14 protein-coding genes are annotated in these 11,120 nt (G+C 51.5%); all 14 read right to left on the bottom strand.

Annotated features, from left to right (window positions below; translation table 11 throughout):
• Positions 1–501: lipoyl synthase (locus OXG87_01590; protein ID MCY3868216.1), on the bottom strand; the 501-nt coding region annotated here is incomplete at its 3' end.
• Complete coding sequence (gene miaB / locus OXG87_01585) at positions 501–1,871, bottom strand: tRNA (N6-isopentenyl adenosine(37)-C2)-methylthiotransferase MiaB (GenBank protein ID MCY3868215.1); 1,371 nt, start codon at positions 1,869–1,871, stop codon at positions 501–503. The genes OXG87_01590 and miaB, both read right to left, overlap by 1 nt.
• Positions 1,868–2,995, bottom strand: coding sequence for a tRNA epoxyqueuosine(34) reductase QueG (gene queG, locus OXG87_01580; protein ID MCY3868214.1), 1,128 nt, complete (start codon positions 2,993–2,995; stop codon positions 1,868–1,870). The genes miaB and queG overlap by 4 nt, the downstream gene beginning before the upstream one ends.
• A gap of 54 nt (positions 2,996–3,049) precedes the next feature.
• Positions 3,050–3,424 (bottom strand): iron-sulfur cluster assembly scaffold protein, encoded by a 375-nt coding sequence (locus OXG87_01575; protein ID MCY3868213.1) that lies wholly within the window; start codon positions 3,422–3,424, stop codon positions 3,050–3,052.
• Positions 3,425–3,428: 4 nt separating this feature from the next.
• Positions 3,429–5,117 carry a ribonuclease Y gene (gene rny, locus OXG87_01570; protein ID MCY3868212.1) on the bottom strand — a complete coding sequence of 563 codons (1,689 nt, stop codon included), beginning with the start codon at positions 5,115–5,117 and terminating at the stop codon, positions 3,429–3,431.
• A gap of 284 nt (positions 5,118–5,401) precedes the next feature.
• Positions 5,402–5,728, bottom strand: coding sequence for an iron-sulfur cluster assembly accessory protein (locus tag OXG87_01565; GenBank protein ID MCY3868211.1), 327 nt, complete (start codon positions 5,726–5,728; stop codon positions 5,402–5,404).
• 10 nt (positions 5,729–5,738) lie between these two features.
• The gene (locus OXG87_01560; protein MCY3868210.1) at positions 5,739–6,218 is read right to left on the bottom strand and encodes a redoxin domain-containing protein; all 480 of its coding nucleotides are present in this window, start codon (positions 6,216–6,218) and stop codon (positions 5,739–5,741) included.
• 21 nt (positions 6,219–6,239) lie between these two features.
• Entirely contained in the window at positions 6,240–6,848 is a 609-nt protein-coding gene (locus OXG87_01555; protein ID MCY3868209.1) for a superoxide dismutase, read from the bottom strand.
• 148 nt (positions 6,849–6,996) lie between these two features.
• On the bottom strand, positions 6,997–7,845 hold the full coding sequence (gene panC, locus OXG87_01550) for a pantoate--beta-alanine ligase (protein MCY3868208.1): 849 nt from the start codon (positions 7,843–7,845) through the stop codon (positions 6,997–6,999).
• A gap of 5 nt (positions 7,846–7,850) precedes the next feature.
• Entirely contained in the window at positions 7,851–8,684 is an 834-nt protein-coding gene (panB, locus tag OXG87_01545; GenBank protein ID MCY3868207.1) for a 3-methyl-2-oxobutanoate hydroxymethyltransferase, read from the bottom strand.
• Positions 8,685–8,687: 3 nt separating this feature from the next.
• Complete coding sequence (locus OXG87_01540) at positions 8,688–9,341, bottom strand: deoxynucleoside kinase (GenBank protein MCY3868206.1); 654 nt, start codon at positions 9,339–9,341, stop codon at positions 8,688–8,690.
• A 17-nt stretch (positions 9,342–9,358) separates the two neighbouring features.
• Positions 9,359–9,862 carry a 2-amino-4-hydroxy-6-hydroxymethyldihydropteridine diphosphokinase gene (gene folK / locus OXG87_01535; GenBank protein ID MCY3868205.1) on the bottom strand — a complete coding sequence of 168 codons (504 nt, stop codon included), beginning with the start codon at positions 9,860–9,862 and terminating at the stop codon, positions 9,359–9,361.
• Positions 9,859–10,206, bottom strand: a complete 348-nt coding sequence (gene folB, locus OXG87_01530) for a dihydroneopterin aldolase (GenBank protein ID MCY3868204.1) — start codon at positions 10,204–10,206, stop codon at positions 9,859–9,861. The genes folK and folB overlap by 4 nt, the downstream gene beginning before the upstream one ends.
• Before the next feature lie 38 nt (positions 10,207–10,244).
• Positions 10,245–11,102: a hypothetical protein gene (locus tag OXG87_01525; GenBank protein MCY3868203.1), complete on the bottom strand. Its 858-nt coding sequence runs from the start codon at positions 11,100–11,102 to the stop codon at positions 10,245–10,247.
• Positions 11,103–11,120 lie beyond the last annotated feature (18 nt).

Genomic DNA, 11,120 nt, shown 5'->3' with positions numbered 1-11,120 from the left:
ATCGGGTGCCGCTTCTATAACCACGCGCAATGCCTGCCAGTTGCCCTGAAAATCCGGGATCAAGACTTCGACCTTTGTGTATCGGCACAACTGCCGAATCGCATATATCGTTTCGGCAAAGATGCGTGCGCCCCCGTCTGGGAGTTCATCGCGGTTGACCGATGTGACCACTGCATGCCGCAATCCCATTGTCTGCACGGCTTCGGCGACCCGTTCGGGTTCTTCGGTATCAAGGCTCTCAGGGCGACCGGTTTTTACAGCGCAAAATCCACAACTCCGCGTACACACATCTCCCAAAATCATAAATGTCGCCGTGCCCGAGTTCCAGCATTCGCCGATATTGGGACAGCGCGCACTTTCGCATACTGTGTGGAGATTTAACCCTCGCATCAGGTTTTTCAACGCGCGGTATCCCTCACTGCCCGGGGCTGGGACGCGAAACCATTCGGGTAGTCGCCTTCGTCGCACGGGAGGTGTTTCAATGTCCATCAGGCCATTCATTACACCCTCCGCCCGGTCAGTGTGCGCAAAGTCGTCTGGGTAATCTCGACATTGGTCAGCACATTGTCTGCGACGCCCTCACGGGGAAATACGACTGTCTTAAAACCATCGGATTTTCCCACGGCAAAACCCTCGCCTTTACGGGCGTTTCCCTGTACCAAAACCTCGAGCTTACGACCAATATAAGTCGCATTGATTTCTTCAGAAATGCGATTTTGTTGTGCTATAATGGTTTCGAGTCTTTGTACCTTTTCCTCTTCTGAGACTGTATCGGGCATCTCGCGGAAAGCGACCGTGCCTTTTCGAGCAGAGTACTTAAACATAAACGCGGAATCATAACGCACCTGCGCCATCAATGCCAGCGTAGCTTCGAAGTCGGTTTGGGTTTCGCCGGAAAAGCCAGCGATAATATCTGTACTCAAACACAGATCTGGCATCGCGCTGCGCAAATCATCTACCAGGGCGAGATAATCTTCGACCGTATAGCTGCGCTTCATTGCTTTTAGAACGCGGTTTGACCCCGACTGCACGGGCAAATGAATAAAGCGACAAATTTTCTTTTCCCGCGCCATTATTTCAATGAATTTTTCAGAGAAATCACTCGGATGGGGCGAGGTAAAGCGAATGCGGTCAATGCCGTCTATGCGCGCAATCATCGAAAGTAAATCGGCAAAATCGCAGGTGCCATCTCGATAAGAATTGACGGTTTGGCCCAATAAGGTGACTTCTCGAAAACCCGCATCGGCGGCAGCACGAGCCTGTCTGACAATTTCGCGCGCCGGTACACTGCGCTCTCTGCCTCGCACGTAGGGCACGATGCAGAATGTGCAAAACTTATCGCATCCGCGCATAATGGTGATCCAGGCATTGCTGCCCTCTTCGCGCAGGGGATCGATGTCCATATAATATTCGCCGCGATCCAAACGCACATCCAGAGCTGAATCGCCACGCGCTTCGGCAATGAGTTCGGGCAATCGCCGATACGAATCTGGCCCCACGACGAGATCGACATAGGGCGCGTCGTTCATCAGGGACTCTGAAACGTGCTTGGCCATGCACCCCGATACCCCCATAATCAGGTCTGGACGCCGATACTTCAGCCTGCGCAATTGTCCCAATCTGCCCCTTATGCGCTCTTCGGCGTGTTCGCGTATCGCGCAGGTGTTCAGGACAATAACATCGGCATCTTCTGGACGATGGGCAGAGGTATATCCCGATTGCTTCAAAATGCCCAGCATCAGCTCTGTATCCGATACATTCATCTGGCAACCGTACGTCTCGATAAAAACCTTTTGCCCGGATACGGGCGCGACAGGTATCTCGGTTTGCACAGCGCGACCATCTAATTCAATATCGAGCAATGCGCTCACGTTCGTTTCCTTTTTATTTTATTTTTTGCCAAACGCATTTCTTCAATTACTTCTGCATCGCGTTCACACAACAGTGCTTTATCAAGTGCTCGTCTCGCCCGCGCGCCCCCAATTTTGCCCAGTGCCCAGGCCGCGTGTTGTCGCACGAGTGGCTCGTCGTCTTTCAGGGCATTTGCCAGGGCGGGAACTTCGGATTTGCTTCCCACATTGCCCAATGCCACGGCAACATTTCGCAATAGTCCACGCCGTTTGGCGCGTTTGATCGGGCTGTTTTTGAATCGCTTTGAAAAAGCCTCTTGATCCATGTGCAATAAGTCAGTCAGCGCGGGCGCATTCAAACCCTCGCGCGCTTGAAAAGCATTCTCAGAAGTTGGCTCTGCGTGTTTGATATTCCAGGGGCATACTTCCTGGCAGATATCACATCCAAAGACCCAGTTGCCCATATCCGATCTCAAATCCCGCGGAATAGCGCCTTTCAATTCAATGGTCAAATAGGAAATACACCGCCGCGAATCCACGACATAAGGTTCTGGGATGGCATCTGTTGGACACGCATCCAGGCACTGCGTACAGGTGCCGCAGTGATCGGGTTGCGGACGATCGGCTTTGAGGTCGAGATTCAGAATAATTTCGCCCAAAAAAAACCAGGACCCTCGGCCTTTGTCAATCAAGCAGGTGTGTTTTCCAAACCAGCCCAGCCCGGCTCGAGCGGCGAAATCGCGCTCCAGAACAGGTCCGGTATCGACATAGACTCGTCCTTCAGCAGAGGGTTCGATTTGCTGAATTTCGGTCAGGAGTTGTAGCAAGCGCTCTTTCATGACGATGTGGTAATCATCGCCACGCGCATAGCGCGCAATTTGCCCTTTGGGCGCACCGCCATTATCAGGCCCATCGAAACGGGACTGATAATTAAACCCCACGCAGAGTACTGATTTGGCGTCTGGGAGGATCTGGCGAATATCTGATCGCCGATCCAGATTGCGAGCCAAATACCCCATTTCTCCCGCGTAACCCATTCCCAACCACTTTTGATAAAATGCCCAGTGTTGCGGGGGATCTACGGATGCAATCCCCACGGGATCAAATCCCAAACGCCGCGCTGCGTTCTTAATCCGACGGGTCATGCAAGCACTCCAAAAATAGAGGGCAGGACACAACAATGCCCTGCCCCGTGATTCTCAGGTCTGACGAGCCAGTTTGCCAAGTGCGTTGTGAACCGCATCTACCGCCAGATCCGCGGCGTGTTTTCGCGTGGGGGGCAAGCCGCCAAGCCCGGTCTCGATATCGGCACGAGCGATTTTGCACGCCTGAACGGGCGTTTTGCCAACCATCCATTCCGTGAGTACGGATCCCGAAGCAATGGTTGCAGCACATCCCTGCGCGCGGAAGAGCGCGCGGTCAATAACGCCGTCTTTGATGGCAAGGTGCAGGGATAGGGTTGCTCCCGATGCGGGATTTTCTGCAAATCCAACCGCATCGGGAGCGTCCAATGCGCCGACATTTCTGGGATTTTCAAAATGATCCCGTAAAATCGTGGAGTAACCGTCAGACATGGAATTACGCGCTGGCTCGTGAAGAAGTTCCCGAGCGATAATTGCTATTGCGTCCGCGTCGTCCATAGCGTCGCCCCCGGCTGCGCGGGATGCGTTTGCCAGAGCGACCAGCCCAATCTGTGGCGATTGTTTGTCTAATTACCGTGATCTGGACTTCGCCTGGATAGGTCATTTCCTCGCGAATCCGCTCAGCAATTGCAAAGGACAGATCTTTGGCCTGTTCGTCGTTCACGCGCCCGGCATTGACCAGCACGCGCACTTCGCGTCCGGCATTGATGGCATAAGCATCGCGCACGCCATCGAAAGATTGCGCCACCTCCTCTAAATCGCGCACCCGTTTGATATATCCTTCGGCATCGTCGCGCCGAGCGCCGGGACGCGATGAAGAAATCGCATCGGCTGCCTTGACCAAAAATGAAAGCGGGGTAGAAGCCTCTGCCTCGCCGTGGTGATAAAAAATGCCGTTGATAACTTCCCGGCCTTCGCCGTATTTACCAGCCAGATGCGCGCCAATGTCGGTGTGTTTGCCCTCGAGTTCCTGGTCCACGGCTTTGCCGATATCGTGCAACAGCCCACATCGCCGCGCGAGTTTTTCATCCATGCCCAATTCTGCTGCCATTGCACCGGCCAGAAAAGCCACTTCTTTGGAATGTCCCAGAACGCTTTGTCCGTAACTCGTGCGATATTTGAGCTTCCCGATCAGTTTGACCAGTTCGGGATGTACTGATTCAATACCCAATTCGCGCACTGCCCGACGACCTTCTTCTGCAATGAGCGAATAGATCTTTTTTTCGCAATTTGCAACAACCGCTTCAACGCGACTTGGGTTGATGCGACCATCGCGCACCAATTGCTCCATAGACAGCCGCGCCACATCGCGCTTAACAGGATCAAAGCTGGATAAGACAACCGCCTCGGGTGTATCGTTTACAATGACTTTCACACCTGTGGCGGCTTCAAAAGCAATGATATTGCGCCCCTCTTTGCCGACGATGCGCCCCTTGATGTGATCATCGGGCAATGTGACAACCGATATGGATGACTGTACGGTTTGGTCTGTGGAACAGCGTTCTATTGCCTGTGCCAGAATTTTCTTGGCCTCGCGGTCGGCTCGTTCTCTGGCGTGATCGATAATTTCTCTGCCGATATTTGCGGCTGTCTGCCGCAGTGAATTTCGGATGTTTTCGAGTAGCATCTCGCGGGCGCGGTCGGCATTCATGCCCGAAATACGCTCCAATTGCGCCCGTTGCTGATCGAGAATATCGGACAGTTCCAGTTCCCGTTTCTCCAAACGGACGGCTTTTTGATTCCCTTCTTGTTCCCGTCGTGTTAAGGTCTTTTCGCGCTGGCTTGCAACTTCGGCCTGTTTTGCCAGGCGAGTCTCTTGTTCGTGCAATTCGTTTTTTCGACGATCTAAAGAATGCTGTTTTTGATCAAAAGACTTTTCAATTTCTGCCTTCTCTTCATACCAGCTGTTTTTAATTTCTAAAAAAGCAGCCTTGCGATCCCGGTCTTCGTTTTTCGCGAGTTTGAGTGCGCGTTTCTCTGCCTGCTGTTCAATATCTCGCATTTTTCGATCTCTAATGCGGGTGCCAACAAGCCACCCGATTCCAAACGTAATAAGGGCAATGGCAACTGCCAGGTAGATGATATAGTTGGTTGCCATTGAAGCTCCCTGAAGTAGCATGTCCATTGGAGCCTCCTGTCAAAATTCAAATCCGGTTTTATATCCATAGCGCAGGTGCGTTTGAAGATGCCTCCAAAAAGCTGATGCACAAACTGCGCCGATGCGTTATACGCATCGCAAATAAAAAAAAGTATGTAAAAAATAGACGTCATGCGTTTTCGTTCCTCAAAAGCTGGCTTAAAGCGATAAAGGGGTTATGTAGGGGGCCCAGATATTTTAAGGGACCCAAAAGGGAGGAATCGCGAGACGACCCCTCCCTTCTGCACACCGGCATTTCTACAAAGCAATACTCAAACGCTGAACGATTCCCCACATCCACACTGATTTTTGGCATTGGGATTGTTAAACCGAAATCCCGTTCCCATCAGGCCATCGTCGTAGTCCAATTCAGTGCCTGTCAAAAAGAGCGCGCTTTTCATATCGATAAAAACTCGAATGCCATAGGCTTCGATTACGCTGTCATCTGTGCGGGTTGTCTCATCGAAATCGAGCTGATATTGAAGGCCGGAACATCCGCCGCCGATCACTTTCAGGCGCAAACCGTGATCTTCGGGACGTCCGTCTCGGTCCATGAGTTCTTTGATTTTGCCCGCTGCTGTTTCTGTGACGCGAACCATAATGCCTCCATTAACTCAACGCTTGCAGACACGCTTTGATCGCATCAAAATCGGGCAACTCGGTTGGGTCGTCGGATACAGAAGCAAAGCGCACCACACCGCTTTTATCCACGACAAAAGCCGAACGTTTTGCCACGCCCTTAAATCCAATCAGGTCTTCGAATTGCGATCCGTAAGCCGCGCTGACTTCTTTGTTGAAATCGCTGAGCAGGGGAACGGTAATATCGTTTTCCTTTGCCCATGCTTCCTGGGCAAAGGGACTATCTACACTGATGCCCAAAACCTGTGCATCGAGTGCGTCGTAATCGGCCAAACCACCGCTGACCGAGCACATTTCATCGGTACAGACACCGGTATAAGCCAGTGGGAAAAACAAAATTACGACGTTTTTGCTATCTCTGTAATCGCTCAGAGAAATATCGTTCATATCGTCACCAGATTTTGATTTCAACGTAAAATCTGGTGCCTGGTCACCTACAGTAATACCCATTTCTCATATCCTTTGGAAAACTTACAGCGCAGCTTCGTAACGGCGGTTGACTTCGTCCCAGTTAATTGTATTGGTCCAGGCTTCAATATAGTCGGGACGCAAATTCTGATACTTGAGATAATAAGCGTGTTCCCATACATCGAGGCCGAGAATGGGCGTTCCATCGCCCGTCATGAGCGGATTATCTTGATTGGCCGTGCTCAAAATATCGAGCTTGCCGTCTTTGACCACGAGCCATGCCCACCCGCTGCCAAAGCGCGTTGTCGCGGCGGTGACAAAAGTTTCCTTCGCCGCTTCCATGCTGCCCAAATCGGCGACAATGGCTTCGGCGACTGCGCCTCCTGGTTCGCCGCCATTGGGACTCATAATTGTCCAGAACAAACTGTGGTTGGCATGGCCGCCGCCGTTGTTTTGTACAGCCGTGCGGATATCTTCTGGCACGCTGTCCAGATTGGTAATCAAACTCTCAATAGACTGATTTGCCAGGTCATCGTGTCCCTCAAGCGCGGCATTGAGGTTGGTCACGTAGGCATTGTGGTGTTTGGAATGGTGAATTTCCATTGTCCGCGCGTCAATGTGTGGTTCGAGTGCATCATAAGCATAGGGCAAGTCGGGCAATTGATATGCCATTTTGAAACTCCTTGTTTAGAGATGAATAGCGTTACTGAGTCGGAAATCAAAATATAATGAACTCACATAAGAGCGTCAAGTCCTTATACAAGCTATTTATTTAATATAACATAAATACTTACAATAACTTGATATACATCTGGAAAAATCATTTGACGCGAACCAGTGCGTTGTCTATCAAGCGCGCATTGCCAAACCGCACGGCTACGGCCAGCAATACGGAATCTTTTAGCTCGGCAACGGGCATGAGGTCTTTTGCATCGACGGCTTCGATATAGTCGATTTTTGCACTGCGCTGTGGTTCAATGACATCGCGCATGGCTTCGATGACCTTTTGGGCACGCCTTTCGCCCCGATCGATCATTTTTTGCCCCACCATCAATGCGCGGTAAAGCGCGGGGGCTTCTCGCCGTTCTTGAGCACTCAGATAAGCATTTCTCGAACTCATCGCCAATCCATCTGCTTCGCGCACTGTGGGGGCCATCAGTATCTCCACATCCAGGTTGAGATCGCGCACCAGGCGTTGAATGACTATTGTTTGTTGCGCGTCTTTTTGCCCAAAGATAGCCACATGGGGTTTTACCGCTGCAAACAGTTTGGTGACGATTGTTGTCACGCCTTCAAAATGTCCCGGACGACTTGCGCCACAAAGCCTTTCGGTCAGCTTTGCCACGCGCACCGATGTGGCAAAATCTCCGGGATATATTTCTTTTTCATCGGGCAGGTATGCGAGATGCACGCCGTGCTGGTCGATCAGTTCCAGGTCCCGTTCAATGTCTCTTGGATAGGCTGCGAGGTCTTCGGTTGGACCAAATTGCAGTGGGTTGACAAAAATGCTCACCACAACCCGATCTGTCACTTTTAATGCCTTGCGCACGAGGCTGAGATGTCCTTCGTGTAGATATCCCATTGTGGGTACAAGTCCGATGCGCAGGCTCGCCTGTCGGATACAGTCGGCTGCGCGGTGCATCTCGCGGACAGTTTTGATAATTTTTATGGCCATTAGGTGTCTATTTGCGCTCTAAATCGACGCAGTTCCGCGCTCTTTATCTTAAAACGGTGTCTGTCTTCTGGGAATCGACGCGACTTGATATCTGCGACATATTCTGTAAATGCCTGATGCATCTCCCTTTTGAGATCGGTGTATGTTTTGACAAACCGATAATGACTTTTGTAAACACCCAGCATATCGTGTGCAACCAGTACCTGTCCATCGCATACGCGCCCGGCGCCTATTCCAATGGTTGGCATGGACAACCGTTTGGTCACGACTTCGGCAATGCGCTCGGGTACGCATTCTAAAACCACGGCCAGCGCGCCGGCAGAGGCCAGTGCATCGGCATCTTTTAAGACGGCGAGTGCTTCTTCGGCGCGATCGCCAAATACAGGGCGCTTACCCGTGCGCGTTTGAGGCGTATAGCCAACGTGCCCCACCACGGGGATGCCCTCGGCGGCGAGCGCCTCGACCTGGGGCGTTATATTGCGCCCCCCCTCGAGTTTAACCACTTCGGTGCCAGCAGAAACCAATTGTCGCGCATTTTCTATTGCTTGCTCCGGCGTTTCGTAAGCGCGATAGGGCAAATCCGCCATCAACAGAGCACTCACTACGCCGCGTCGCACCGCACGCGTGTGATGTAGCATATCGTCCATTGTCACCTGTTGTGGGCTTTTATATCCCAACACATTGACGCCTACCGAGTCTCCCACAAAAATGACATCGACACCCGCAGCATCCTGAAAAACAGCCGTGGGATGATCGTAACAGGTCAATACCGCAATGGGTTCGCCTCGTTGTTTCATCAGTGCGAGGGTTTCTGGTTTTACCCGTGATCCCATAGTTCAAGTCCGCCTCGTCTTGCCGGCTTCCATGCGTGCTGGTCGATAATAACGGGTTCCGGATGGAGGCGATTTAATTTGTGCCAATAGATCATCTAAGTGTTCCGGGCGGTTTTCAAAATCGACCTCCGATACATTAACTGCGAGCAGCGGTGTTATCGAATAATGAAAGAAAAAATGGTTATAGGCTTCTAATAACTTCGAGACGTATTCTTTTGTTATCTCTCTTTCATATCCACGTTCATGGCGTATGATACCTCGCATCAGATGATTGACTGTGGTTTGTAAATAAATCACCAGGTCTGGACGGGGAAGTTTTTCTCTCAATGTCTCGGCCAGTCGCTCATAGAGCGCAAATTCCGTATCATTGAGCGTCACGTTGGCGTAGATGCGATCTTTTTCAAAAATAAAATTGCTGACCACGGCTTCTTCAAATAAATCCATCTGATGGAGTTCTTGTTGCTGTCGATAGCGGCTTAGCATAAAAAAGACCTGGGTTTGAAAGCCATATTGATCAGGAGCCTCGTAGAACAAAGGCAAAAAGGGATTTTCTTCGGGTTCTTCGAGCATCAGGCGGGCATTTAGACGGCGCCCCAAAAGGCGAGCCAAACGCCTTTTGCCCACGCCTGTTACTCCTTCAATGGCTATATATCGCAACGCTAAATCCTCTGGCCTTACTTTTTCATGATCAAATTGAGACCTTCAATTTTTCGCACGGGCAAATCCAGGCCCAAAGAATCGGTCAAAAATCGAATCGATTGACCCAGGACGGGGTGTTTGAGGCCGGGTTTGAGGTCGCAAAGCGGCGCCAGGACGAATGCGCGTTCGTGTAAGCGTGGGTGTGGCACCTGCAAGCCCGGCTGGTTGATGATGGCATCGCCATAGAGTAAAATATCGAGGTCCAGTGTGCGCGGCCCCCACCGCGTCTCGCGCAGGCGACCAAATTTGCGCTCAATTGCCAATAGACAATTCAATAAACTTCGCGCGGAGAGACTGGTGTGGACTTGCAGAACTGCGTTGAGAAAATACGGCTGGTCAACGACACCTATCGGAGCGGTTTCATAGACAGCAGAGGCAGCGATAACGGCGATTTCGGGTTTTGCATTCAGGATACCCGTCGCGTCCTGGAGCGTTTTTTCTCGATCTCCCAAATTCGCGCCAATGCCAATGTAGATCACGTTTCACGTCTCACTTCAACTTCAACGCCATCGAAATTGACGGATACCGGTGGGTTGGGTTTGCGAACTCGCACGAGGAGTTTTGACAATCCCAATTCCGACTGCAAAACGTCAGCGATGCGGTCCGCCAGGGCTTCGACAAGGCCGAATCGCTCTTCTGTCACCACTTGCTCGACTATTTTACAGACGCGCGGATAATCTACGGCCCGAGGCGTATTATTGTGTGCAAATCCTCTGAAATTGCCATAGATTTCTACGTCAACTTCAAATTTTTGACCGAGTTTGGCCTCTTCTTCAAATAGTCCATGGTAGCCGTAGAAAGCCATATTTTTAATTCTCAGCACGTCATTTGTCATGGTGCTAATATTTACAATTCCATGTGTTAAGTCAAGCGGTTTGCTGGAAATGGCAAGTTGACCACTTCGGCCTCTGATCCGTCGTCCAGTAGCACGCGCTGTCCCGCTTCGTGATAGCCCCTGCGGATGATGGCAAGGGCGATTGCGCGATTGAGACGGAGCGATTTCACACATGTCGTTACTCGTCCGACGGTTTTATCGTTGACCGTGATATTGCCACAAACAGGCGTATTGCCGATTAGGCCGGTTAGATAGCGACGGGGGCGTCCTCGAAAGTGCATTTTGGCGATTACTTCTTGCCCAATGTAGCATCCCTTGTCAAAATCGACTGCGCGATTTAAACCAGCTTCGAGGGGCGCGACTGATTCATCGATCTCGGCACCATAACGGGGGATGCCGGCTTCAACCCGCAATATTTCCCCCACTTGCCAGCCGATTGGCGTTCCTCCCGCTGTGACGAGTGCCCGCCACAGTGAATCGGCGCGGTTTTGTGCAATGCGGAGATCACAGCCCGGTTCTCCCGTGTATGATCGCGCTGTGACCCAAATTGGGGTACCTTCAAGGGCGCGTATAACCGTATGATGTTCGGGGAGGTCAGCAGGTATGCGTCCCACAATTCGACCGGCCAACTCAAGGGCTGTGGGACCCTGTACGCCTAATATGGCCCAGGCGTCGGTTTCGTCCGATAGTGTGACATCATCGGCGATCAGATATCTGTCCAGGGTTTCGATTAGCTTTGTCGCAAGTCCCGGTTCTGTTTCCATATAGATACAATCTCGCAAGCGATGGATCCAAACATCTAATAGCGTTTGTCCCCGCGCCGATGTGACTGCGGCGTAATTGCCCTCATTTTCGGCGAGGGATTCAACGGTGTTGGTTACCATGCCGTGCAAACATCACAG

It is taken from the genome of Gemmatimonadota bacterium, assembly GCA_026706845.1.
Lineage (GTDB): Bacteria > Latescibacterota > UBA2968 > UBA2968 > UBA2968 > VXRD01.
Note: the sequence above shows the minus strand (reverse complement) of the source record. Positions and strands in the feature narration are given on the sequence as shown.

Bases quoted from the DNA above. Each gene is read 5' to 3' on its own strand.
- queG (MCY3868214.1), bottom strand. From the start codon at position 2,995: ATGACCCGTCGGATTAAGAACGCAGCGCGGCGTTTGGGATTTGATCCC.
- OXG87_01575 (MCY3868213.1), bottom strand. From the start codon at position 3,424: ATGTCTGACGGTTACTCCACGATTTTACGGGATCATTTTGAAAATCCC.
- rny (MCY3868212.1), bottom strand. From the start codon at position 5,117: ATGGACATGCTACTTCAGGGAGCTTCAATGGCAACCAACTATATCATC.
- OXG87_01565 (MCY3868211.1), bottom strand. From the start codon at position 5,728: ATGGTTCGCGTCACAGAAACAGCAGCGGGCAAAATCAAAGAACTCATG.
- OXG87_01560 (MCY3868210.1), bottom strand. From the start codon at position 6,218: ATGGGTATTACTGTAGGTGACCAGGCACCAGATTTTACGTTGAAATCA.
- OXG87_01555 (MCY3868209.1), bottom strand. From the start codon at position 6,848: ATGGCATATCAATTGCCCGACTTGCCCTATGCTTATGATGCACTCGAA.
- panB (MCY3868207.1), bottom strand. From the start codon at position 8,684: ATGGGATCACGGGTAAAACCAGAAACCCTCGCACTGATGAAACAACGA.
- OXG87_01525 (MCY3868203.1), bottom strand. From the start codon at position 11,102: ATGGTAACCAACACCGTTGAATCCCTCGCCGAAAATGAGGGCAATTAC.